Origin of the sequence: Phenylobacterium sp., assembly GCF_036963605.1 — a bacterium.
In the GTDB taxonomy this organism is placed as follows: domain Bacteria; phylum Pseudomonadota; class Alphaproteobacteria; order Caulobacterales; family Caulobacteraceae; genus Phenylobacterium.
In genome coordinates, this window is record NZ_JBALUY010000015.1 from 24,446 (window position 1) to 47,023 (window position 22,578).

Annotated in this window: 21 protein-coding genes; 9 read left to right on the top strand and 12 right to left on the bottom strand. The window is 68.5% G+C overall.

Annotated elements, in window-relative coordinates:
• Positions 1 to 79 precede the first annotated feature (79 nt).
• Entirely contained in the window at positions 80 to 1,192 is a 1,113-nt protein-coding gene (locus tag V7702_RS04635) for an MFS transporter (RefSeq protein ID WP_335648988.1), read from the top strand.
• On the opposite strand, the gene eno is transcribed toward V7702_RS04635, so the two are convergent.
• The 5 genes from eno to tpiA all read right to left on the bottom strand — a co-directional run bounded on the left by eno (position 1,189) and on the right by tpiA (position 6,095).
• Positions 1,189 to 2,469, bottom strand: a complete 1,281-nt coding sequence (gene eno, locus V7702_RS04640) for a phosphopyruvate hydratase (RefSeq protein ID WP_335648971.1) — start codon at positions 2,467 to 2,469, stop codon at positions 1,189 to 1,191. The genes V7702_RS04635 and eno overlap by 4 nt on opposite strands.
• Positions 2,470 to 2,623: 154 nt before the next feature.
• Positions 2,624 to 2,806 (bottom strand): 50S ribosomal protein L32, encoded by a 183-nt coding sequence (rpmF, locus tag V7702_RS04645; RefSeq protein WP_300579361.1) that lies wholly within the window; start codon positions 2,804 to 2,806, stop codon positions 2,624 to 2,626.
• A gap of 138 nt (positions 2,807 to 2,944) precedes the next feature.
• Complete coding sequence (locus tag V7702_RS04650; protein ID WP_335648972.1) at positions 2,945 to 4,585, bottom strand: CTP synthase; 1,641 nt, start codon at positions 4,583 to 4,585, stop codon at positions 2,945 to 2,947.
• Between the two features lie 149 nt (positions 4,586 to 4,734).
• Positions 4,735 to 5,175: a preprotein translocase subunit SecG gene (gene secG / locus V7702_RS04655; RefSeq protein ID WP_335648973.1), complete on the bottom strand. Its 441-nt coding sequence runs from the start codon at positions 5,173 to 5,175 to the stop codon at positions 4,735 to 4,737.
• A gap of 167 nt (positions 5,176 to 5,342) precedes the next feature.
• Positions 5,343 to 6,095 carry a triose-phosphate isomerase gene (gene tpiA, locus V7702_RS04660; protein WP_335648974.1) on the bottom strand — a complete coding sequence of 251 codons (753 nt, stop codon included), beginning with the start codon at positions 6,093 to 6,095 and terminating at the stop codon, positions 5,343 to 5,345.
• A gap of 126 nt (positions 6,096 to 6,221) precedes the next feature.
• Here tpiA and V7702_RS04665 point away from each other — a divergent pair, with 126 nt between their 5' ends.
• Together V7702_RS04665 and trpE are read left to right on the top strand one after the other, a co-directional pair.
• Complete coding sequence (locus V7702_RS04665) at positions 6,222 to 8,180, top strand: peptidylprolyl isomerase (RefSeq protein WP_335648975.1); 1,959 nt, start codon at positions 6,222 to 6,224, stop codon at positions 8,178 to 8,180.
• On the top strand, positions 8,177 to 9,709 hold the full coding sequence (gene trpE / locus V7702_RS04670) for an anthranilate synthase component I (RefSeq protein WP_335648976.1): 1,533 nt from the start codon (positions 8,177 to 8,179) through the stop codon (positions 9,707 to 9,709). The genes V7702_RS04665 and trpE overlap by 4 nt, the downstream gene beginning before the upstream one ends.
• On the opposite strand, the gene V7702_RS04675 is transcribed toward trpE, so the two are convergent.
• On the bottom strand, positions 9,706 to 9,957 hold the full coding sequence (locus V7702_RS04675; protein WP_335648977.1) for a hypothetical protein: 252 nt from the start codon (positions 9,955 to 9,957) through the stop codon (positions 9,706 to 9,708). The two genes, trpE and V7702_RS04675, sit on opposite strands and share 4 nt — an antisense overlap.
• Before the next feature lie 80 nt (positions 9,958 to 10,037).
• On the opposite strand from V7702_RS04675, the gene V7702_RS04680 reads away from it, so the two are divergent.
• The 4 genes from V7702_RS04680 to lexA all read left to right on the top strand — a co-directional run bounded on the left by V7702_RS04680 (position 10,038) and on the right by lexA (position 13,281).
• Entirely contained in the window at positions 10,038 to 10,628 is a 591-nt protein-coding gene (locus tag V7702_RS04680) for an anthranilate synthase component II (protein ID WP_335648978.1), read from the top strand.
• 9 nt (positions 10,629 to 10,637) lie between these two features.
• The gene (trpD, locus tag V7702_RS04685; protein ID WP_335648979.1) at positions 10,638 to 11,651 is read left to right on the top strand and encodes an anthranilate phosphoribosyltransferase; all 1,014 of its coding nucleotides are present in this window, start codon (positions 10,638 to 10,640) and stop codon (positions 11,649 to 11,651) included.
• On the top strand, positions 11,648 to 12,436 hold the full coding sequence (gene trpC / locus V7702_RS04690; protein WP_335648980.1) for an indole-3-glycerol phosphate synthase TrpC: 789 nt from the start codon (positions 11,648 to 11,650) through the stop codon (positions 12,434 to 12,436). The genes trpD and trpC overlap by 4 nt, the downstream gene beginning before the upstream one ends.
• Positions 12,437 to 12,585: 149 nt before the next feature.
• Positions 12,586 to 13,281, top strand: a complete 696-nt coding sequence (lexA, locus tag V7702_RS04695; protein WP_335648981.1) for a transcriptional repressor LexA — start codon at positions 12,586 to 12,588, stop codon at positions 13,279 to 13,281.
• On the opposite strand, the gene V7702_RS04700 is transcribed toward lexA, so the two are convergent.
• Positions 13,262 to 15,349 carry a ComEC/Rec2 family competence protein gene (locus V7702_RS04700; RefSeq protein ID WP_335648982.1) on the bottom strand — a complete coding sequence of 696 codons (2,088 nt, stop codon included), beginning with the start codon at positions 15,347 to 15,349 and terminating at the stop codon, positions 13,262 to 13,264. The genes lexA and V7702_RS04700 overlap by 20 nt on opposite strands.
• A gap of 112 nt (positions 15,350 to 15,461) precedes the next feature.
• Between V7702_RS04700 and gltX the strand changes: the two genes are divergently transcribed.
• The gene (gene gltX, locus V7702_RS04705; RefSeq protein ID WP_335648983.1) at positions 15,462 to 16,868 is read left to right on the top strand and encodes a glutamate--tRNA ligase; all 1,407 of its coding nucleotides are present in this window, start codon (positions 15,462 to 15,464) and stop codon (positions 16,866 to 16,868) included.
• Positions 16,869 to 16,927: 59 nt separating this feature from the next.
• The gene (gltA, locus tag V7702_RS04710) at positions 16,928 to 18,211 is read left to right on the top strand and encodes a citrate synthase (RefSeq protein WP_335648984.1); all 1,284 of its coding nucleotides are present in this window, start codon (positions 16,928 to 16,930) and stop codon (positions 18,209 to 18,211) included.
• On the opposite strand, the gene lpxB is transcribed toward gltA, so the two are convergent.
• From lpxB to lpxD, 5 genes are read right to left on the bottom strand one after another with little or no spacing between them, the layout of a single operon-like run.
• A complete protein-coding gene (lpxB, locus tag V7702_RS04715) occupies positions 18,208 to 19,380 on the bottom strand; it encodes a lipid-A-disaccharide synthase (RefSeq protein ID WP_335648985.1) in 1,173 nt (390 codons plus the stop codon). The genes gltA and lpxB overlap by 4 nt on opposite strands.
• On the bottom strand, positions 19,377 to 20,216 hold the full coding sequence (gene lpxI / locus V7702_RS04720) for a UDP-2,3-diacylglucosamine diphosphatase (RefSeq protein ID WP_335648986.1): 840 nt from the start codon (positions 20,214 to 20,216) through the stop codon (positions 19,377 to 19,379). Before lpxI ends, lpxB begins: the two co-directional genes overlap by 4 nt.
• Positions 20,217 to 20,220: 4 nt before the next feature.
• Positions 20,221 to 21,012 (bottom strand): acyl-ACP--UDP-N-acetylglucosamine O-acyltransferase, encoded by a 792-nt coding sequence (gene lpxA, locus V7702_RS04725; RefSeq protein WP_335648989.1) that lies wholly within the window; start codon positions 21,010 to 21,012, stop codon positions 20,221 to 20,223.
• A 2-nt stretch (positions 21,013 to 21,014) separates the two neighbouring features.
• On the bottom strand, positions 21,015 to 21,488 hold the full coding sequence (gene fabZ, locus V7702_RS04730; RefSeq protein WP_305288045.1) for a 3-hydroxyacyl-ACP dehydratase FabZ: 474 nt from the start codon (positions 21,486 to 21,488) through the stop codon (positions 21,015 to 21,017).
• Positions 21,485 to 22,507: a UDP-3-O-(3-hydroxymyristoyl)glucosamine N-acyltransferase gene (lpxD, locus tag V7702_RS04735; protein WP_335648987.1), complete on the bottom strand. Its 1,023-nt coding sequence runs from the start codon at positions 22,505 to 22,507 to the stop codon at positions 21,485 to 21,487. The genes fabZ and lpxD overlap by 4 nt, the downstream gene beginning before the upstream one ends.
• Positions 22,508 to 22,578: the final 71 nt, after the last annotated feature.

Sequence of the window (22,578 nt, forward strand, 5' to 3'; positions counted from 1 at the left end):
CGGTCGTCTGAGACATGTCGCGGCCTGGCTCCTGCCGCCGCTGGCCCGCGCGCCCTATTCTCTCCTCACAGCGCTGCTGCTGGTCGGTTTCGCCGACGAGTGGTTCACCTTCCTCCCCGCCGGCGTCCTTGAGGCGCTGCGCGAGGATGTCGGCCTAAGCTACGGCCAGGGCGGACTGGTCCTGGCGGCTCTCAGCCTGGGCGGAACCGTAGGCATCGCCTTCCAGGCCGCCGCCGACTATGTCAGCCGCCGCTGGCTCGCTGCCTTCGGCGCCCTGGCCTACGGCGGCGCCATGATCGCCTTCGGCCTCAGCGATTCCTTCATCATGCTGTTCGTCGCGGCCTTCGTCTGGGGGGCGGCCAGCGACGCCTTCATCCATGGATGCGAGGTGGCGTTGGTGGATCTCGCGGGCGACGACCTGCCGCGGGTGATGGGCCGGGTGAACGCCTGGTCGGCCGCGGGCGATCTCCTGGCGCCGGTGACGCTGGCCGTGGCCGCGGGCGCAGGGTTCGGCTGGCGGGGCGTCTTCCTGGCCGGCGGCGGACTGATGCTGGCCTATGGCCTGTGGCTGGGATCGCAGCGGTTTCCCCCGCCGCACAAGCGACCGGATGAGGCCGAGCCGGCGCTCGACCTGCTGGCGGTGATCACCGACGGCCGGGTGCTGCTGATGGCGGTGATCATGGGGCTGTTCGCCCTGCTGGACGAGCCGCTGCTCGCCTTCATGATCGCCTATCTCGACCAGGTCGCCGGTTACGGACCGGGTCTGGCGGTCATCCTCTCAGCCGGAGCCCTGGTTGGCGGATTGCTTGGCTACAGCCTGGCCGGCCGCTTGATCCCCGCCACTGCGCCTGGGCGGGTGTTGGGTCCTACGGCTTTGGCCACGGCGCTGAGCCTGCCCGTCATGGCCTATGGACCTCAGGCCTGGCTGATCGTGAGCGGAGGCCTGGTCTTCGGGTTCAGCGGGGCTGTCTTCTACACCGCCCTGCAGAGCCTCGTGCTCACCCTGCGGCCCGGTCAGGCGGGATCGACCGGCGCGGTGGTCTCGGCCATCGGTCTGGCTGGCGTCGGCTTCCCGGCCCTGGTCGGGCTGGCGGCGGACGCCTGGGGCCTGGCGGCGGGGCTGGGTCTCTACGCCGCCATCCCCGCCGCCATGCTGGCCCTGACGCTGCGCCTGGGCCGGAACCGCAGTTAGATCTGCTTGATCGCCTTGCGGCTCATATAGAGGGCCTGGTCGCCCAGCTCCTGTTCGATCCGCAGCAGCTGGTTGTACTTGGCGGTCCGGTCAGAGCGGGCCAGTGAGCCGGTCTTGATCTGCCCGCAATTGGTGGCCACAGCCAGGTCGGCGATGGTGGAGTCCTCGGTCTCGCCCGAGCGGTGGCTCATCACCGCGGTGTAGCCGGCGCGGTGGGCCATATCGACCGCGTCGAGCGTCTCCGACAGGGTGCCGATCTGGTTGACCTTCACCAGGATGGAATTGGCCAGGCCCCGGCCGATGCCGTCCGACAGGCGCGCCGGATTGGTGACGAACAGATCGTCGCCCACCAGTTGGACCTTGGCGCCCAGCTTGTCGGTCAGCAGCTTCCAGCCGTCGAAGTCATCCTCGGCGCAGCCGTCCTCGATCGACACGATGGGGAACTTGGCCACCAGGGCGGCCAGATAGTCGACCATCCCGGCCGGATCGAAGCTCTGGCCCTCCCCGTCCAGGACGTACTTGCCGTCCTTGAAGAACTCGGTGGAGGCCACGTCGAGAGCCAGGTGGAAATGGTCGCCGCAGCGATAGCCCGCCGCCTCGCCGGCCTTAACGATAAAGGCCAGAGCCTCTTCGGCGCTGCCGATATTGGGGGCGAAACCGCCCTCGTCGCCGACATTGGTGTTGTGACCGGCGTCCTTCAGGGCCTTCTTCAGGCCGTGGAAGATCTCGGCGCCCATGCGCAGGCCCTCGGCGAAGGAGTCGGCGCCGGTGGGCAGGATCATGAATTCCTGGATGTCGATGGGATTGTCGGCGTGGGCGCCGCCATTGATGATGTTCATCATCGGCACCGGCAGGACCCGGGCCGAGACCCCGCCCACATACTTGTAGAGCGCCAGATTGGCGCTGCCGGCAGCCGCCTTGGCCGCCGCCAGGCTGACGCCCAGAATGGCGTTGGCGCCCAGGCGCGACTTGTTGGCCGTGCCGTCCAGCTCGATCAGCAGGTCGTCCAGCCGGCGCTGGTCCTCGGCGTCAAAGCCCGACAGGGCGTCATAGATCTCGCCATTGACCGCCTCGACGGCCTGCAGGACGCCCTTGCCCAGATAGCGGCCCTTCTCGCCGTCTCGCTTCTCCACCGCCTCATGGGCGCCGGTGGAGGCGCCCGAGGGCACGGCGGCCCGGCCCATGGAGCCGTCTTCCAGCACCACATCGACCTCGATCGTGGGATTGCCGCGGCTGTCGAGGATTTCGCGGGCGGTAATGTCGACGATCTCGGTCATGGCGGTCCTCGTTATGGCAGGCGCAGGCGGGGAGTCTGAAAAGCCCGGGAGGCTTAGCCACCTTCGGCGCGGCGGGCAATCGGCCACGCAAAAGGCCCCGCCCGGTCCGGGCGAGGCCTTGATGTCTTGCGACGGATGACGGGCTCTAAAAGCCTTAGTCTTCCTTCGGCGTCATGACCTGGCGGCCCTTGTACATGCCGGTCTTCAGGTCGACATGGTGCGGGCGCTTCAGTTCGCCGGTTTCCTTGTCTTCGACGAAGGAGTTCTTGCCCAGCGCATCATGGGAGCGCCGCATGTTGCGCCGCGAGGGCGATACTTTTCGCTTAGGAACGGCCATAGGGAGTCTCGCAGGCGTATAAAATTGAGACGGCGGCCGCGGGGGCCGCCGACGTGAGCGCGGGTGTATGACGCAATCCGCCCGAGGTTTCAAGCGCCGTCGACCGTAAGAACGACCTGTAGCGCTCCAACTCGGCCATCAGACCAACCGGCTCCGTTCCTTGGCCGCGCCGATGAAGCTGGCGAACAGGGGGTGGGGCTCGAAGGGGCGGCTTTTCAGTTCGGGGTGGAACTGGACGCCGACGAACCAGGGGTGGTCGTTACGCTCGCAGATTTCCGGCAGGACCCCGTCCGGCGACAGGCCGGTCATGCGCAGACCGGTGCTCTCGATGGCCTCGCGATAGCCGATATTGACCTCATAGCGGTGGCGATGGCGCTCGCTGATCGCCGCGCCGCCATAGATGTCGAACACCTTGGAGCCCGGCGTCAGGAGCGCGTCATAGGCCCCCAGGCGCATGGTGCCGCCCAGGTCGTCGCCCTCGACCCGAGTCTCGCGGGCGTTGCCGCGCACCCATTCGGTCATCAGGCCGACGACGGGTTCGGAGGTGGGGCCAAACTCGGTGGAGGAGGCGTCCTTCAGGCCGGCCAGGTTCCGCGCGGCCTCGATCATCGCCATCTGCATGCCGAAGCAGATGCCGAAATAGGGAATCTCGTGTTCGCGGGCGAATCGCACCGCCTGGATCATGCCTTCGGAGCCGCGCTGGCCGAAGGCGCCGGGGACCAGCACCCCGTGGACCCCTGTCAGGCGCTCGGAGATCAGGTCTTCCTCGCCACCCTCGAAGGCCTCGCCCTCGACCCAGTCGAACCTGACGCGGACATTGTTGGCCACACCACCGTGGACCAGGGCCTCGACCAGCGATTTATAGGCGTCGGTCAGGCCGGTATACTTGCCGACGATGGCGATGTTCACCTCGCCGTCCGGGTGGGTCAGGGTGTGTCCGATGGTCTCCCACCGCGAGAGGTCGGGCGCAGGGGCGTCGGTGATGCCGAAGACGTCCAGCACCTCGGTGTCCAGGCCCTGGCGGTGATAGTCCAGCGGCACCGTGTAGATGCTGCTGGAGTCCTGGGCCTCGATCACCGCGCTCTCGCGGACATTGCAGAACAGCGCGATCTTGCGCCGCTCCCCGGCCGGGATCTCGGTCTCGCAGCGGCAGAGCAGGATGTCGGGCTGGATGCCAATGGACCGCAGCTCTTTCACCGAGTGCTGGGTCGGCTTGGTCTTCATCTCGCCGGCCGTCTTGATATAGGGCAGCAGCGTCAGGTGGACGTAGCAGACATTGCCCCGGGGCAACTGCTGGCCGAGCTGGCGGATGGCCTCGAAGAAGGGCAGGCCCTCGATGTCGCCGACGGTGCCGCCGATCTCCACCAGCACGAAATCGACGCCGTCGCCGGGATCGGACAGGACGAAGCGTTTGATCTCGTCGGTGACGTGGGGAATCACCTGCACCGTCGCGCCCAGATAGTCGCCGCGGCGCTCCCGCTCCAGGATGGTCTTGTAGATCTGACCGGTGGTGACGTTGTCGCCGCGGGTGGCGTTGACCCCGGTGAACCGCTCGTAGTGACCCAGGTCCAGGTCGGTCTCGGCGCCGTCCTCGGTGACGAAGACTTCGCCGTGCTGATAGGGGCTCATCGTGCCCGGATCGACGTTCAGATAGGGGTCGAGCTTGCGCAGGCGAACCTTATAGCCGCGGGCCTGCAGGAGCGCGCCAAGAGCGGCGGAGGCGAGACCTTTTCCCAAGGAGGAGACCACGCCGCCGGTGATGAAAATGTACCGGGTCATGGGCGATCAACCTACCATCGATTCGGGGCGCAGCACCGCATCTGCGGGTGCGCCAAAACGTCTTGGGTGGCCGCTAGGGCGGCCGGTGACTGGAAGCTCACGGCCCAGACGCCGCGACGGGACGCCAGGGGCCAGTCGGTTCGAGGGCCTTAGGGCGCCGGAGCGGCCGGAGCGCCCTCCCCTTCGCCGGTTTCGGCGTCGAGGAAGGGGTTGCGGATCTGAGCGGCGGGCGCGTCGAGCGACCCATCCGCGGCCGGTGCGGTCTCGGCCGGGACCGAAGGAATCGGCGCGACGGGCGGCTGGTTCAACTGGGTGGGGTCGAGGGACTCGATGTTCAGCCGATCCACCGCCGAGCCACCGCTGAGCCGGCCCGACACCAGGGTGATGGTCAGGCTGAGCGCGAAGAAGACGCCGCCGAGAATCCAGGTGAAGCGCGACAGGAAATCGCCAGCCCCCCGGGCGCTCATGAAGTTGCCCGATCCGCCGCCGCCCATGCCCAGCGCGCCGCCTTCGGAGCGCTGGAGAAGAACGAGGCCGATCAGGACCAGACAGACGATGATCTGAATGACGAGCAGAATGCCGAGCAGCATGGACAAGTCCAAAACGTCGGGCGCGCGCCCTCAAGGAAGGGGTTGCGCCGAAAAACCAAGCGCGCGCTCTATCATCCCCCGTCCGCCAAGGCCATAGGGCCGAGCTAGCGTTCTTGGGACGCAGGCGTCGCCATTCGTCGCCGCACGCGGGCGGGCTTGGCCCCTAGCTAGGCCTTCGGGGCGCCGGCGACAATGGCCAGGAAGTCCGCCGCCTTCAGCGAGGCGCCGCCTACCAGGGCTCCGCCGACCTCAGGCAGACCAAGGATTTCAGCCGCATTGCCGGGCTTCACCGAGCCGCCATAGAGAATGGCCGGCGCATCGCCCGCGGCCCCGAACATCTCGCGCAGGGTGGCCCGGATCGCCTGGTGGATCTCGACAATATCGTCCGAACTCGGCGTAAGCCCCGTGCCGATCGCCCAGACCGGCTCATAGGCCACGGTGAAGGCCCTGCCCGCGAGGTTGGCCGGCAGGGAGCCCCGCACCTGCCGCGTCACCACCTCCAGGGCGCGACCGGCCTCGCGCTCATCCAGGGTTTCGCCGACGCAGATGATCGGCTCCAGCCCGCCACGCAGGGCGGCGGCGACCTTGGCGGCGACATCGCCGTCGCTCTCGCCATGGGCGGCGCGCCGCTCGGAGTGTCCGAGGATCACCAGGCTCGCCCCGGCGTCGGCCAGCATCTCAGCCGACACGTCGCCGGTGAAGGCGCCCGAGGCCTCGGCATGGCAATCCTGCCCACCGATGGCGACCCGGCCGCCGGCCAGGGCGCGGCTCATGCGCTCCACCAGGGTGGCGGGGGGGCAGAGCGCCACCCGCACGCCCGAGGCCGGCGCACCGGCCGCCACAGCCTGGGCTTCAGCCAGGGCGCCCGCCGTCCCATTCATCTTCCAGTTGCCGGCGATCAGGGGGGTGGGTGCGTTCATAGGGCCTCTCCGTGGGGTCGATCTGGCGGTTAAGCCAAGCGATCGACTCTGTCACGTGCTTGCGGGGGGGAAGCCGCCTCCACTATACCCGCTCCTCCGGACTTCGCGCCCGAGGAAGGGTCCTCCATGCTTACCGCTTTCCGCGCCTTCGCCAAATCCTGGGTGGCGGCCCTCCTGATCGGCCTGCTGATCATCAGCTTCGCTGTGTTCGGCATGTCCGACATCCTGCAGGGCCAGTTCTCCACCACCGTGGTGAAGGCGGGCGGCCGCACCATCGACGACACGGAATTTCGCCGGCGATATGACGAGTGGCGTCAGCAGACCGAGCAGCAGGTCGGCCAGCCGATCACTCCGCAGATGGCTGACGAAAACGGCATCATCCCGCGCCTGCTCGAACAGATCGCCACCCGCGAGGCCCTGGCGGCCCTGCTGCACAAGATGGGCATACGCCCTGGCGACAGTCTGGTAGCCGACCAGTTGCGGGAAATTCCCGCCTTCTTCGATCCGATCAGCGGCCGGTTCGACAGCAACCTGATGGCGCAGCGTCTCTCCCAGGCTGATCTGACTCCCGACGGCTTCCTGGCGCAGCTGGAAGACGAGATCGCCCAGCAGCACTTCGCCTCGGGCCTGGTGAGCGGCCTGCGCGCGCCCCGGGCCTACAGCGCCCTGGAGGCCATGGTCGACCGCGAGCAGCGCGACCTGGGCTATTTCCAGGTGGGCGTGAACAATGTCGAGGCGCCGGAGCTGCCCAATGACGAACAGCTCCAGGCCTTCATGCAGGAAAACGCCGACCAGCTGACCCAGCCGGAATACCGTGTGCTGTCGCTGGTCCGCTTCGCCCCGCGCCCCCAGGACCTGGAAGTCGAGGTCACTGACGCACAGCTTCAGGAGCGGTTCGAGTTCCGTCGCGACACCCTGTCCCAGCCGGAGACCCGCACCCTGGTGCAGATTCCGGCCAAGGATCAGGCTGCCGCGACGCGCATAGCCCAGCGCCTGCGTGAAGGCGAGGACCCGACCGCCGTGGCCCGGGATCTGGGCGTCGATCCCATCGTCTATGAGGGTCGGCCGCGCACCGCCATCGCCGACCGCAAGGTGGCGGAAGCCGCCTTCGCCCTGGCCGCCGGAGACGTCAGCGGGCCTATCGAGGGCGATCTCGGCTTCGCCGTGGTCAAGGTCACGTCGGTGACCCCTGGCCGCCAGCCGACCCTTGAGGATGTGCGCCCCATGCTGGAGGCTGAAATCCGCGAGGATGCGGCCGCCGAGAAGGTCTATGAGCGTACTCAGGCCTATGAAGAGGCCCATATCGGCGGCGCGTCCCTGGCGGAGGCGGCCAAGGTCGCTGAAGCCACCGTCGTCACCCTGCCGGCCATCAGTGAACAGGGCCGAACGCAGGAGGGTCAGCCGGTCGAAGGCCTGACCCCGAAGGTCTTGGAGACGGCTTTCGCGCTGGATGACGGCGGCGAGAGCGATCTGGCTGAACTGGCCGAGGGCCAGTATTTCGCCGTCAAGGTCGAGCGCGTCATCCCCGCCGCCCTGCCCCCCCTGGACGAGGTCCGTCCCATGCTGGTGCGCGCCTGGATGCAGCGGGAGATGGTGCGTCGGCTCGAAGCCAAGGCCGATGAACTCGCCGAACTCGTGCGTGGCGGCCAGACCCTCGAAGCCGCCGCCGGAACCATCGGCGCGCGGGTGACCCGCGCCACCAGCCTGAGCCGCGCCACCGCCCAGCAGACCGAACAGCTTTCCCAGGACATGCTGGTCAAGGCCTTCTCCGCCGAGCCCGATGAGGTGTTCACCGCCCGCGCCGTGGAGTTCGCCGTCGCCGTGGCCAAGCTCGAAGCCATCCGTCCGGGCGATACGGCCGAGATCGCCGCCGCGGTCGAGGATGGCCGCGGCCAGGCCAGCATGGCCCTGTTCCGCGACCTCGCCGAGGCCGCCAGCCTGGCGGCCCGCGAAAAGGTTCGGGCGCGTATCGACGAGAACCGCGCCCGGGCCGTGCTGGGACTTCAGCCCCGTAATGACGAGGCGGACGCGGCCGGGGCCCCAGAGGCCAAGGCCCCCGCCAAGGCGCCGGAGCCCAAGACGTGATCATCGAGCCTGCGCTTTCCGACTTCGCCGCCCGCTATGGCGCGGGCGCGGCGCAGGTGGTCTGGACCCGCCTGATCGACGACCTGGAGACGCCGGTCTCGGCCTATCTGAAGATCGGCCACGGCCAGCCCTACGCCTTCCTCTTCGAATCCGTCGAGGGGGGCGCCTGGCGCGGCCGCTATTCCGTGATCACCCTGAAGCCGGACCTGGTCTGGCGCTGCCGGGGCGAGCTGGCCGAGATCGCCGAGGGCGACGATATCGCCGCGGGCCGCTTTACGCCGCAGGCCGCGGGAAGCCTCGACTCCCTGCGCGACCTGGTGGCCGCCTGCCGCCTGGACATTCCCGCCGGCCTGCCGCCGATGGTGGCCGGGGTGTTCGGCGCCCTGGGCTACGACATGGTCCGGCTGGTGGAGCGGCTGCCCAACGTCAATCCAGACCCCCTGGACCTGCCCGACGGCGTCATGACGCGCCCGTCCGTGGTGGCGATCTTCGATTCCATCGGCCAGGAGATCATCCTGGCCACCACTGTGCGGCCCGATGGGCGGTCCGCCGAGGCGGCTTATGCGGCGGCCCAGGCGCGGCTCGCCGCCGTGGTCGCCGATCTGGCGGGGCCGACGCCAGCCCTGAAACGGGACGGCGCGCCCCAGACCGACGCCTTCACCACCCCGATCAGCCGCGAGGCCTATCGGGAGATCGTCGGCAAGGCCAAGGCCTATATCCGCGCCGGGGACATCTTCCAGGTGGTGCCCAGCCACCGGTTCCGCGCGCCCTTCGCCCTGGATCCGCTGGCGCTCTATCGCTCCCTGCGCCGGACCAATCCCTCGCCCTTCCTGTTCTATCTGAACTTCGGCGACTTCCAGATGGCCGGCTCCAGCCCGGAAATCCTGGTCCGCCTGCGGGACGGCAAGATCACCATCCGCCCGCTCGCCGGCACCCGCCCCCGGGGCGCAACGCCCGAAGAGGATCTGGCCCTCGAACAGGAGCTGATCGCCGATCCCAAGGAACGGGCCGAGCACCTGATGCTGCTGGATCTCGGCCGCAACGATGTGGGCCGAGTGGCCATGCTGCGCCAGTCTGGGCGCAACACCGCCGAGGCCCGCCCCAAAGGTCCCAGCGTGCGGGTGACCGACAGCTTCTTCGTCGAGCGCTACAGCCACGTCATGCACCTGGTCTCCAATGTGGAGGGCGACGCTCCCGAGGGCGTCGATCCGGTGGACGTGCTGATGGCCGCCCTGCCGGCCGGAACCCTGTCAGGGGCGCCCAAGGTGCGCGCCATGCAGATCATCGATGAGTTGGAGATCGAGAAGCGCGGCATCGCCTATGCCGGTGCGGTCGGCTATTTCGGCGCCGACGGCTCAGTGGACACCTGCATCGTTCTGCGCACCGCCTGCTTCAAGGACGGCCAGATGTACATCCAGTCGGGCGGCGGCGTGGTGGCTGATTCCGATCCCGACGCCGAGTACGACGAAACGCTGCACAAGGCCCGCGCCCTTCGCAGCGCCGCAGAGGACGCCTGGCGTTTCGTCTAAGGCGCCTCGCTGAGGGGCGTTTCGCCGAGCGGCGCGTCGTCCAGTGCGGCGCCCGATTCGCCCGCCAGGTGCTGGGTGATGACGGGCGGAGCCGTGATCATGGCGCCTGCCAGGGCCAGGGCCGCCACCGCAGCGAAAGCCGCCGCCGCCAGCACGGGCCACACCCGCTCGCTCGCCGCCGGCGTCGCCAGCAGGCTCCGCGCTTCGGCCAAGGCGTCATGGTCCAGGGCGGAATCAGCAGCCGTCATGTTTGCAGCATCGGCCGGCCTAACCACATATGCAACGCGGCGCTTTGCGCACCTCAGAGCTTTGGCCTAGAGAACCCCTCATGATCCTGGTCGTCGATAACTACGACAGCTTCACCTACAACCTCGTCCACTATCTGAACGAGCTTGGGGCCGAAACGCTGGTCCATCGCAATGACGCGCTGAGCGCCGAAGAGGTGATCGCGCTGAAGCCTGAGGGCGTGCTGCTGTCCCCCGGTCCCTGCACTCCCAATGAGGCCGGACTCTGCCTCGACCTGCTGGCCAAGGCGCCGGCCGACCTGCCGATCTTCGGCGTCTGTCTGGGCCATCAGGCGATCGGCCAGGCCTTCGGCGGCGAGGTGATCCGGGCGGCGACCCTCATGCATGGCAAGACCAGCCCCATGCACCACACCGGCAAGGGTGTCTTCGCCGGCCTGCCCGACCCCTTCACCGCCACCCGCTATCACAGCCTGTCGGTGCGCCGGGAGACCATGCCCGACGTCCTGGAGATCACCGCCTGGACCGAGGATGGCGAGGTCATGGGCGTGCAGCATGTGAGCCGCCCGGTCTTCGGGGTTCAGTTCCACCCGGAGTCCATCGCCACCGAGGGCGGTCACGCCCTGCTGTCCAACTTCCTCGATCTGGCCGGCGCGCGGCGTCTGACCGAGGCGTGAGCCCGCCCCATGTCTGACGCCTTCAAGCCCTTGCTGGCCCGCTTGGCCGACGGCGCGACCCTTTCGGAAGCCGACGCCCAGGTCTTCTTCTCCGCCTGTCTGCGGGGCGAGCCGACGCCGGCCCAGGTGGCCGCGGCGCTGACCGCCATGCGGATGCGTGGCGAGACGGTGGGCGAAATCACAGCCAGCGCCCGGGCCATGCGCGAGGCCGCCGTCACCCTGGATCACCCCTACCAAGTGATCGATGTCTGCGGCACCGGCGGCGACGGGCTCCACACCCTCAACATCTCCACCGCCGTGGCCTTGGTGGCGGCCGGCGGCGGCCTGAAGGTGGCCAAGCACGGCAACCGCGCCCTGTCGTCCCGGTCCGGCGCCGCCGATGTGCTGGCTGCGCTCGGGGTCAATATCAACGCTGGCCGCGAGCAGCAGCTGCGCGCCCTGGACGAGGCCGGCCTCTGCTTCCTTTTCGCCCAGGCCCACCACGGGGCCATGAAGCACGTCTCCCCGATCCGCGCCGAGCTCGGCTTCCGCACCCTGTTCAACCTGCTGGGTCCCCTGGCCAATCCGGCCGGCGCCCGGCGCCAGGTGCTAGGCGTGTTTTCCGAGCGCTGGGTCGAGCCTCTGGCCCGGGTGCTGGGCGGCCTGGGCGCCGAGCGGGCCTGGGTGGTCCATGGCGGCGGCATGGACGAGATGACCACCACCGGCGAGACCCAGGTGGCGGAGTATCGGGACGGCCAGGTGCGGCTCTTCACCATTACGCCGGAGGCCGTCGGCCTGCCCCGCGCCGCCCTGTCCGATCTGACCGGCGGTGCGCCGGAGGTCAACGCTGCGGCGCTGCGCGCCCTGCTCCAGGGCGAGACCGGCGCCTATCGGGACATTGTCGCGCTCAATACGGCCGCCGCCTTCCTGGTGGCTGAGAAGGTCGAAACCCTGAGCGAAGGGGTCGCTCTGGCCGGACAGGTGATCGACGACGGTCGGGCGCTGACCGCCCTCGACCGGCTGTGCGAGATCACCAACTCATGAGCGACATCCTCGACCAGATCGCCGCCTACAAGCGGACCGAGGTCGCCGAGCGCAAGGCCGCCCGCAGCGTGACCGAGGTGGAGGCGGCCGCCAAGGTCGTCAGCGCGCCCCGGGGCTTTCACGCCGCACTGGCTGCGGCGCATGCGCCGGGCCGTCTGGCTTTGATCGCCGAAATCAAGAAGGCCTCGCCATCCAAGGGCCTGATCCGCGCCGACTTCGACCCCCCGGCCCTGGCCAGGGCCTATGAGGCCGGCGGCGCAGCCTGCCTGTCGGTGCTCACCGACGGTCCCAGCTTCCAGGGCGACGACGCCTATCTGACAGCCGCGCGGAACGCCGTGAGCCTGCCGGCGATCCGCAAAGACTTCCTGGTCGATCCCTGGCAGGTGGCCGAGTCCCGCGCCCTGGGCGCCGACGCCATCCTGATCATCATGGCCATGGTCGACGATGCTCTCGCCAGCGAACTCCTGGCCGAGGCGAACACCTGGGGGATGGACGCCCTGGTCGAGGTCCATGACGAGGCCGAGATGGCCAGGGCCGGCGCCCTGGGGGCCCGGCTGGTCGGCGTCAACAACCGCAATCTCCGCACCTTCGAGACGGACCTGTCCATCACCGAACGGCTGGCCGCCCTGGCGCCGCGAGAGGCCCTGCTAGTCACCGAAAGCGGCATCGTCGGGCCCACCGATGTCCGAAGGCTGGAGGCCGCCGGCGCGCGAGCCATGCTGGTCGGCGAAAGCCTGATGCGTCAGGTTGATGTGTCCCTGGCCGCCCAGACCTTACTCGGCTGACGCCCAGGACCGAGTCGGCCTGCGGCCGCCTGCCAAGGTTCGAGATCCCACGCCATTTCAACGGCCTTGTGGGTAACTTGACATTAAGGAAGAACGCCTAGAGAACATTCGTAACGTTTGCGATTTGTTCTTTAGGTTGGGAAAGTCCAATGCTGACCCGTAAGCAGCACGAACTGCTCATGTTCATCCATGAGCGGATCAAGGAGACCGGCGTCTCGCCGTCCTTCGACGAGATGAAGGAAGCCCTCGACCTGGCCTCCAAGTCTGGCATCCATCGGCTGATCACGGCGCTTGAGGAACGCGGATTCCTGCGTCGCCTCCCCCATCGCGCCCGGGCGCTTGAGGTCGTGAAGCTGCCGCAGCAGGCCACGGCGACGGCCCCGCCCAAGGGCCGGCAGGCCTTCCGGCCCCAGCTCGTCGAACCGGGGGACGGGCCGCAGGCGCCCACCGCAGCCAACGACACCCGCGAACTGTCGGTGCTCGGCAAGATCGCAGCCGGCACGCCGATCGAGGCGATCCAGCAGGAACGCGACCGGATCCACGTGCCAGAATCCATGCTGGGCGCCGGCGAGCACTTCGTCCTCGAAGTCCAGGGCGATTCGATGATCAACGCCGGCATCCTCGACGGCGACTATGTGGTGATCCGGCGGGCCGACTCGGCCAATTCCGGCGACATCGTCGTCGCCCTGGTCATGGGCGAAGAGGCCACCCTGAAGCGCCTGCGCCGCAAGGGCGCCTCGGTGGCCCTGGAGGCCGCCAACCCGGCCTATGAGACCCGCATCTTCGGCCCCGATCAGGTGGCTGTGCAGGGGCGGCTCGTCGGCCTTATCCGCCGCTATCACTAGACCCCCAGGTCCAGGGCCTGTGTCCACGCAGGTCCTGAGTCCAGAGGGCGAGCCATACGCCGTCCTTCCGGCTCAGCTCCAGGGCGCCCCCGCGAGCGAAGTCCGTCCCGCTCAGGACGATCACGCCAGGGCACAGATTCGGTGGCATCTCCGGGCGCACGACGACCACCTCGGCTGAGGCGCACAGTCTCGCCAGGGTTTCGGCGTCCGGCGTCTTGCGGCTCCAATAGGTGGCGACAGACGCCGGCGCGTTCAGGCCCGGGCGGCAGGTCCACCGATCGCAGACATAGAGTTCATCCCGCGGTGCTTCATCCACGCTCGGCGTAAGGCCGCGCCTCTGCGCCCAACGCTCGGCCGCGAATCGCTTGACGTCTGGCCGCATCAGGACGGCCGCCTCGCCCTGCCGCACCGCCACCTGAGCGCCGTCGGCGGCCACCCAGAGTGTCGGCGGTTCGCCCCGCGGGGCGAGACTCACCGCCAGCGCAAAGGGCAGGCCGAGCCATCTGACAGGCCCACGCCACAGACACATCCAGAGGATGCCGAGAAAGGCGCTGGGCAGGGTCCACGCCGGGGCGCTGGCGACCAGCAGGCTTGCGCCGGGCGCCTCGGCGGCGATCTGGGCCACGTCGGTGATCAACCCGATGCCCCAGCCCGACACCATCAGGGGGATATCCCCCAGCCCCAGCGGCGCGAGCGCCGCGCCGATGGCGAGGCTCGGCATCATCAGGAAGGACGAGATCGGCGAGGCCGCCAGGTTCGCCAAGAGGCCGAAGGTGGCCATCCGGTTGAAGTGCTGTAGGGCGAAGGGACCGGTCGCCATGCCGGCCACGAAGCTGGCGGCCAGGCTGGCGCTCAGCCAGGTCAGGCAGGTCTGGAGAAGACGGATCGGCCATGGCGCGCTGATCTCGCGGATCGGGCGCGGCCAGGCCTCGGCCAGGGCGACCAGGGCCGCCGTGGCGGCGAAGGACATCTGGAAGCCGGGTTCCGTCACTGCTTCGGGATGGATCAGCATGACGATCAGGGCCGCCAGGGCCAGGCCGTGCAGGCTGATCGCCCGCCGATCGAAAATCACGGCGGCGAAGGCCACGGACGCCGTGATCGCCGCCCGCTCGGCCGGCGCTGGGGCACCTGACACCACCAGATAGCAGGCCACTGCGCTCAGTCCGGCCAAGGCCGCGACCTTCTTGCTGGACACCCGCAAGGCCAGCCAGGGCCAGGCCGCCACACCGGCCCGCACGCCGGCGAAAACGAAACCGCCGACAATGGCCATGTGCAGACCGGAGATCGAAATCAGATGAGCCAGCCCCGAGGCCCGCATGTGCTCGATCTGCTCGAGCGGAATAAAGGCCTGGTTGCCCATGACCATGGCGGCAGCCAGCCCGCCGGTCTCCGCGCCCATTGAGGCGACGATCTTCTGGGCCAGCGCCCAGCGGGCGGCGTTGATACGCATATCCAGCACAAGCCGCCCCGGCGGCGTCGGGAGGTCCGCAGCCTCCGGCGGGGTGAGTGCGAAGCCGACGCCGCCGATGCTCTCGAAAAAGGCGTCCCGCGCGAAGTCATAGCCCCCTGGACTGGCGGGCGGTGGCGGCGGGTTCACCAGAGCCAGCATGCGCACGGCCTGGCCCGGCGCCGGCGGCGTGACGTCGCGCAGGGTGATCCGGACGCGGCTCGGCGTCTCGACCGGCGTCAGGCCCTCGATCCGTGTCGGCGCCACGAGGATACGGCTGCCGCCCTGGCCGGGGCTGGCGACGTCCACAACCCAGCCCTCGATCTGGGCGGGCTGGTCCATGGCCGGCGCGATGGGGCCCGCCACAGCCTCGGTGCGGAACTTGGCGGCCGAGAACCCCGCCAGGCCAAAGGCTGTGAGGATCAGCATCAGGGAGGCGCCGCGGGAAATGTTCAGCCGGCGCGCAGAGATCAGGAGCGCCATCGCCAGGGCCGCCGCGCCCCAGGCGACCAGGCCCAGCGGCTCCCGGTCCAGGGCGAAATAGGCCGCGCAACCCAGGCCGAAGGCCACCGGCGTCCACAGGCTCCAACGATCGGCCTGCTCAAGGACGGCGGCCTGCAACGCTGCGGCCGGCGCCCGCGGACTAGGAGCCCTGGGGAAGCGCATGCTAAGACCCCGGCCCCATCGCCCGGCGATCCCGCCGGCCTGCGACACCTCAAGACCCCCGACCTCGATGCCCGACCGTCCCGTCGTCACCCGGATCGCCCCCTCGCCCACTGGCTCGATGCATATTGGCACGGCCCGCACGGCGCTTTTCAACTGGCTTTATGCCAGGCGCACGGGCGGAAAGTTCCTTTTGCGCGTCGAGGACACCGATCGTGAGCGCTCCACCGAGGCCGCCGTGGGGGTCATCTTCGAGGGCCTGAAGTGGCTGGGCCTTGAGGCCGACGAGGCGCCCGTGTTCCAGGCCGCCCGGGCCGACCTTCATCGGGCCGCCGTGGACGACCTTCTGGCCCGCGGCGAAGCCTATCGCGACTACATGACGCCTGAAGAGCTGGACGCCGAGCGTGAAACCGCCCGGGCCGAAGGCCGGGTGGTTCGCTCGCCCTGGCGCGACATCGCCCCCAATGACGCCCCTGACCGCCCCTTCGTCGTGCGGCTCAAGAGCCCGCTCACCGGCGACACCGTGGTGGCCGACAAGGTGAAGGGGGACATTCGGTTCCAGAACAAGGATCTGGACGATCTGATCCTGCTGCGCACCGACGGCTCGCCGACCTATAATCTGGCCGTCGTGGTCGATGACCACGACATGGGCGTGACCCACGTGATTCGCGGCGACGATCACCTGAACAACGCCGCTCGCCAGACGCTGATCTACAAGGCGCTGGGCTGGGAGGTTCCGGTCTGGGCCCACCTGCCGCTGATCCACGGCCCCGACGGCGCCAAGCTCTCCAAACGCCACGGCGCCCAGGCCGTCAGCGAGTTCGATTCCATGGGCTATCTGCCCGAGGCCATGCGCAACTATCTGGCCCGCCTGGGCTGGGGGCATGGGGACGACGAGATCTTCAGCGACCAGCAGGCCATCAGCTGGTTCGACATCGCAGACGTGGTCAGCGCGCCGGCCCGCCTGGACTGGGCCAAGCTCAATCATATCAACAACCATTACATCCGCCAGGCCGAGATCAGCCGCCTGGCGGACCGCGTGACAGCCATCCACGAAAGCCGCGATTTGAAGGTCCCGGCCGACCTTCGTCCCGTACTCGAACGCGCCATTCCCTTGGTGCGCGACGGCGCCAAGACCTTGCTGGACCTGGCCGATTCGACGGTCTTCGTCCTGGCGCAGCGGCCCTTGGCCATGCCCGAAAAGGCGGCCGTGCTGCTCACCGAAGAAACCCGCGCACGACTAGGCCGGCTGCGGGACCGGTTGGCCACGGCCGACGCCTGGGATGTTCCGGCCCTCGAGGTCGAGATTCGCGCCTTCGCCGAATCCGAAGGCGTCGGCATCGGTAAGTTCGGCCAGGCCCTGCGCATCTGCTTGGCCGGCGCCGCCTCTGCGCCGGACCTCGCCGGCGCGCTCACGGCGCTTGGACGCGAGGAAAGCCTGGGTCGGCTTGACGATGCGCTTTCGCCCGCTGCGTAAACCGCTATAAGGCCAAGCGAACAGACGTTTTAATTCCTAGTCATTTGAAAGGGGATGGCATGGTCGATACGGCGAAGATCAGCATTGGCGCCAAATCTGTCGAGCTACCCATCTTGAAGGGTACGACGGGTCCGGACGTGGTGGACGTGCGCAAGCTGTACGCCGAGGCCGATGTCTTTACCTACGATCCGGGTTTCACGTCGACGGCGAGCTGCGAAAGCAAGATCACCTACATCGACGGCGACGCGGGCATTCTGCTGCATCGGGGTTACCCGATCGACCAGCTGGCCGAGAAGTCCAGCTTCCTGGAAGTCTGCTACCTGCTCCTGCACGGCGAACTGCCGACGGCGGAACAGTTCACCGAGTTCGACCACAACATCACCTACCACACGATGTTGCACGAGCAGTTCGACCGGTTCTTCGCCGGCTTCCGTCGCGACGCCCACCCGATGGCCATCATGGTCGGCGCGGTCGGCGCCCTGTCGGCCTTCTATCACGACAGCACCAACACCGATGATCCGCAGCAGCGGATGATCTCGGCCCATCGCATGATCGCCAAGATGCCGACCATCGCGGCGCGGGCCTTCAAATACTCCAAGGGCCAGCCGTTCGTGCATCCGCGCAACGACTTGTCCTATGCGGAGAACTTCCTGCGCATGTGCTTCTCGGTGCCGGCCGAGGACTGGAAGCCGAATCCGGTCCTGACGCGCGCCATGGACCGCATCTTCATCCTGCACGCCGATCACGAGCAGAACGCCTCCACCTCGACCGTCCGCCTGGCCGGTTCGTCGGGCGCCAATCCGTTCGCCTGCATCGCCGCCGGCATCGCCTGCCTGTGGGGTCCCAGCCATGGGGGCGCCAACGAAGAGGCGCTCAACATGCTGGCCGAGATCGGTTCGGTGGAGAACATCCCCGAATACGTTCAGGGCGTGAAGGATCGCCGCTACCGGCTGATGGGCTTCGGTCACCGGGTCTATAAGAACTACGACCCGCGCGCCAAGGTCATGCAGGCCACCTGCCATGAAGTGCTGGCCGAGATGGGCCACACCGACGATCCGTTGCTGAAGGTGGCCATGGAGCTCGAAAAGATCGCGCTCAACGATCCCTACTTCGTGGAGCGCAAGCTCTATCCGAACGTGGACTTCTATTCGGGCATCACCCTGCGGGCCCTAGGCTTCCCGCCGGAGATGTTCACCGTGCTGTTCGCGCTCGCGCGGACCGTCGGCTGGATCGCCCAGTGGAAGGAAATGGTCGAGGATCCGTCGCAGAAGATCGGGCGTCCGCGCCAGATCTATACAGGCGCGGCTCAGCGCGACTACACCTCGGTCGACCAGCGCGGCTAAGCCGCCCCCCGACCGAGCACTTTCAGAACGGCCCGCGCGGCGGCCTCCGAGGGATCGGGGCCGCCGCGCCCCATTTGGGCCAGGGCCTTGTCCTGGGCCTCGACCTGGGCGCGGCGCAGGTCCGGGTCGTCCAGCCGCCGGGCGATCTCGCGGGCGATTTTCGGGCCGTTGCAGTCAGCCTGGATCAGTTCAGGCGCCACGAAGTCCTGCGCGGCGATGTTGAACAGCGTCACATAGTCGGTGCGGATCAGACGCTTGAGAATGGCGTAGGTCACCGGGCCAAGCCGATAACCCACCACCATGGGGGCGCCGGCCAGGGCGAGCTCGGTGGTCACGGTGCCCGAACAGGCGAGCGCCACGGTGGCCGCCTTCATGGCCGAGTACCGATCAGCCTCCCCCTCCACCACGTGCGCCCGATAGGGCCAGCCGGCGACCCGCGCCTTGACCGCATCGGCCACGGTGGCGGCGGCCGGCACAATCACCTGCAGGCCAGGCCTGGCGCTCTTCAGCAGGGCGACAGCTTCCTCGAAGGGCGGCAGCACGCGCGCGATCTCGCTGGGCCGGCTGCCGGGCAGAACAACCAGCACCGGCTCGTCGGGTCCGATCGCCAGGCGGCGACGCAAGGCCACGGGATCGGCGCCCGACAGGTCGAGGCTGAGCGTGCTGTTGCCGACAAAGGTGGTCGGCAGGCCCGCCTTCTCGAAATAGGGCGCATCAAAGGTATGGATCGACAGCAGGTGGTCGACATGCCGCGCCAGCACCGCGGCCCTGCCGGGGCGCGAGGCCCAGACCTGCGGCGCCACATACTTGATGACCGGCATGTCCGGCAGCTGCGCCTTGAGACGCTGCGCCACCCGCAGGGTGAAACCCCAGGAATCGATCAGGATGGCCACGTCGGGCTTTTCCCGCACCGCCAGGGCGGCCATCTCGTCGGCGCGGCGCACGACCTTGGGATAGGCCAGCAGGCCCTCCAGGAGGCCCAGGATCGACAGCTCGGACATGTCGAAGGCGCTGGCCAGGCCTTCAGCCGCCATCCCCTGCCCGCCCAGCCCCACGAAGCGGACGTTCTCAGGCCCAAGCTGCGCCTTCAGGGCCGCCATCAGGCCTGCGCCCCGGTCATCGCCGGAGGCCTCGGCGGCGACCAGCATGATGCACAGCGGCTGGCTCATTGACGGTCAGGCTCCACGCCGAAGACGAACAGGCCCAGTTCATCGGCCAGGGCGATCACCTCAGCCCGGTCGAGCACCAGCAGGCGGCCCGCCTCTCCCACCACGCCGGCCAGCCCCGCCCGTGCGGCCCGCTGGATGGTGCCAAGGCCGATGGTGGGCAGATCGACCCGGGTCTCCTGGATCGGCTTTGGCGCCTTGGCCAGGACCCCGCGCGGTGCGTCCGACGCCCCCCGAATCGCCGCCGGCAGGTCGGCGACCCGGCGGAGCATGGCGTCGGTGCCCTCCTGGGCCTCGACGGCGAGGACCAGGCCGTCGCAGACCACCGCGCCCTGGCCGATGTCCAGGCGGCCCAGTTCACGGGCCACATGCAGCCCTCGGGCGATATCGCCGGCGTGGGCTGGTCCCGGGCGCACCTTGCCCAGGGCGCCGGCCGGCAGCCGCAGGTCCCCCATCGCCTCGTCGGCGCCCTCGATGGTGAAGCCTTCCTTCTCGAATTCCTGCAGCAGGGCGCGGAGCAGGCCGTCATCCCCGTGACGCGCCGCGGCGACCAGCCCCGGCAGGGCCTTCAGGCCGCGCACGTCGGGTCTCAGGGCGGCGAAGTCCGGCCGGCTGACATTGCCCGCGAAGCAGATGGACGCGCAGCCGGCGGTCTTGAGCGCGCGAATGCACTTGCCGAGTTCCGCCAAACCGATATCGGCCCCGGGAAAGCCCGCCAGTTCCGACCCTGCAAACCCCTTGAGGCGCACCACGAAGAGCGGCCGGCCCGCCCGCTGGCAGGCTGCAGCGATCTCGACCGGGAGCCCGCCGCCGCCGGCGATCAGGCCGAGCTTGGACAAGGCCCTAGACCTCCCGCTCCGGCAGGCAGAGCGGCCGATTGGCCTCGGCGCGGATGAAGTCGATGATCTCCATGACCGGCGCGCTATGGCCGAAGGTGGCCATGGCGTCCTCGATCCGCTCCTGGAAAGTGCCTTCTTCGGCGAACAGCAGCCGGTAGGCCGAACGCAACTCGGCGATCATCTCACGAGAGAAGTTGCGGCGCTTGAGCCCCACGAGGTTCAGGCCCTCGAGGTGGGCGTGGTTGCCCCAGACCAGGCCATAGGGAATGACGTCCTTGGTCACCGCCGCCAAGCCGCCGATGAACGAATAGCGCCCGACCCGGCAGTGCTGGTGCACCGCGGCCAGGCCGCTGACCATGACGAAGTCGCCGACATCCACATGACCGCCCAGGGTGGCCGAGTGCGCCAGGACGACATTGTCGCCCACGGCGCAGTCGTGCCCCACATGGCTGGTGGCCATGTACATGCCGTCATTGCCGACCCGGGTCACGCCGCCGCCATCGGGGGTGCCTATGTGCATGGTGACGTGCTCCCACAGGCGATTGCGGTCACCGATGATCAGCTCAGTAGGTTCACCCTTGTAGCCCGTATGGTGCGGCGGCCCGCCCAGATTGGAAAAGTTGCGAACGCTGCAGTCGGCGCCGATGGTCGTGTGGCCCTCGATGATCACGTGCGACAAAAGCTCGGTGCGCGGCCCGATCTTCACATGCTCGCCGATGATCGAATAGGGACCGACCTTCACGCCTTCGGCCAGCTCGGCGCCCGGGGCGACGATGGCGGTGGGATGGATATCCACGCTCATTGGGTGGCCACCACCATGGCGGCGAACTCGGCCTCAGCGGCGATCTTGTCGCCCACCATGGCGTGGCCCTTGAACTTGAAGAGATCGCCGCGATGGCGAACGACCTCGACCGGCATGCGCAGGACGTCGCCTGGCCTGACCGGATTGCGGAAGCGGCAGTTGTCCAACGAGATGAACAGGATGGTCTTGCCCGCCACATCGACGTCCAGAGACTTGGACATCAGAACCGCGCCGGTCTGAGCCAGGGCCTCGACGATCAGCACGCCGGGCATCACCGGATACTCTGGAAAATGGCCGGCGAAGAACGGCTCGTTGAAGGTCACGCACTTGATGCCGACAATGGACTCGCTCGGCTTGTACTCCTCGGCGCGATCCACCAGCAGGAAGGGATAGCGGTGCGGAATCCGCCGAAGGACTTCGGAAATGTCGATCTCGGTCGGGTTTTCGTTCACCGGCGCTTTGCGGCTCATGCGCCTGCTCCTTCTCCGCGGCGCTGGGCCATCTTCGACAGCCAGGCGGTCTCGCGCATCCATGTCCTTACCGGCCGCGCCGGCACGCCGCCCCAGGTTTCGCCTGGAGGAATATCTTTCATGACCCCGGCGCCAGCCGCGACGCGGGCGCCCTGGCCGATGTCCAGATGGTCGGCCACCCCGGCCTTGCCGCCGAACTGAGCGCCATCGCCGATCGTCACGCTGCCCGAGATGCCGGTATGGGCGGCCATGACGCAGTTGCGCCCGACGCGGACGTTGTGGGCGATCTGCACCAGGTTGTCGATCTTCGTATTCTCGCCGATCACCGTGTCCTCGAAGGCCCCGCGATCAATGCAGGTTCCAGCCCCGACCGTCACCCCATCCTGGATGATCACCCGGCCAAGCTGGGGGATGTCGATCAGCCCCGTAGGCCCAGGCGTGGCGCCGAAGCCCGCCTCGCCGATCACTGCGCCGGCATAGATCCGCACCCGGTCGCCGATCAGGGCGAAGCCGATCACCGCGCGGGGACCAACCTCGCAGTCACGGCCGATGGCGACGCCCGGGCCGATGACCGCGCCGGACCCGATCACGGTCCCGGCGCCGATCTGCGCGCCATCGCCGACGACCGCGCCCGGAGCGATCCGTGCTCCGGACTCAATCCTGGCGCTGGCAGAGACAAAGGCCTCGGACGCGTTGATCCGTGGGCGGTGGAGGGCCTGGGCCGCCAGCGCGTAGGCCGCCTGGGGCGATGGGGTCAGCAGGACCGCGCAGCCATCGGGCGCGGCCTCGGCCTGGCTGGGATGCAGGAAGCAGGCGCCGGCCCGGCTGGCCAGAAGATCCGCCTTGCGCCGTCGATCGGAGAGGAAGGTGATGCTGTCGGCGTCGGCCCGGTCGAGGATCGCCACGGATCGCACCTGGCGAGCGCCCTCGTCCGGCGCGCGAAGCTCTGCCCCCACGAGGCGGGCGAGATCGGAAAGCGTTTTGGGACCGAGGTCCTCGAAGAAGCGCGGGTCAGGCATGGGATTCCAGGCGCGACCCGCGCCCTCTGGCGAGTCGTTCGATTATCTAGTCTGGGCGCCGGACGCCTGCT

What these genes read in the sequence shown, in the direction of transcription:
- rpmF (WP_300579361.1), bottom strand. Translation starts at nt 2,806, where the DNA reads ATGGCCGTTCCTAAGCGAAAAGTATCGCCCTCGCGGCGCAACATGCGG.
- gltA (WP_335648984.1), top strand. Translation starts at nt 16,928, where the DNA reads ATGGTCGATACGGCGAAGATCAGCATTGGCGCCAAATCTGTCGAGCTA.
- eno (WP_335648971.1), bottom strand. Translation starts at nt 2,469, where the DNA reads ATGACCGAGATCGTCGACATTACCGCCCGCGAAATCCTCGACAGCCGC.
- secG (WP_335648973.1), bottom strand. Translation starts at nt 5,175, where the DNA reads ATGCTGCTCGGCATTCTGCTCGTCATTCAGATCATCGTCTGTCTGGTC.
- V7702_RS04675 (WP_335648977.1), bottom strand. Translation starts at nt 9,957, where the DNA reads ATGACGGCTGCTGATTCCGCCCTGGACCATGACGCCTTGGCCGAAGCG.
- lpxB (WP_335648985.1), bottom strand. Translation starts at nt 19,380, where the DNA reads ATGAGCCAGCCGCTGTGCATCATGCTGGTCGCCGCCGAGGCCTCCGGC.
- trpC (WP_335648980.1), top strand. Translation starts at nt 11,648, where the DNA reads ATGAGCGACATCCTCGACCAGATCGCCGCCTACAAGCGGACCGAGGTC.
- trpD (WP_335648979.1), top strand. Translation starts at nt 10,638, where the DNA reads ATGTCTGACGCCTTCAAGCCCTTGCTGGCCCGCTTGGCCGACGGCGCG.
- V7702_RS04680 (WP_335648978.1), top strand. Translation starts at nt 10,038, where the DNA reads ATGATCCTGGTCGTCGATAACTACGACAGCTTCACCTACAACCTCGTC.
- fabZ (WP_305288045.1), bottom strand. Translation starts at nt 21,488, where the DNA reads ATGAGCCGCAAAGCGCCGGTGAACGAAAACCCGACCGAGATCGACATT.
- lexA (WP_335648981.1), top strand. Translation starts at nt 12,586, where the DNA reads ATGCTGACCCGTAAGCAGCACGAACTGCTCATGTTCATCCATGAGCGG.
- tpiA (WP_335648974.1), bottom strand. Translation starts at nt 6,095, where the DNA reads ATGAACGCACCCACCCCCCTGATCGCCGGCAACTGGAAGATGAATGGG.
- V7702_RS04665 (WP_335648975.1), top strand. Translation starts at nt 6,222, where the DNA reads ATGCTTACCGCTTTCCGCGCCTTCGCCAAATCCTGGGTGGCGGCCCTC.
- gltX (WP_335648983.1), top strand. Translation starts at nt 15,462, where the DNA reads ATGCCCGACCGTCCCGTCGTCACCCGGATCGCCCCCTCGCCCACTGGC.
- V7702_RS04650 (WP_335648972.1), bottom strand. Translation starts at nt 4,585, where the DNA reads ATGACCCGGTACATTTTCATCACCGGCGGCGTGGTCTCCTCCTTGGGA.
- lpxD (WP_335648987.1), bottom strand. Translation starts at nt 22,507, where the DNA reads ATGCCTGACCCGCGCTTCTTCGAGGACCTCGGTCCCAAAACGCTTTCC.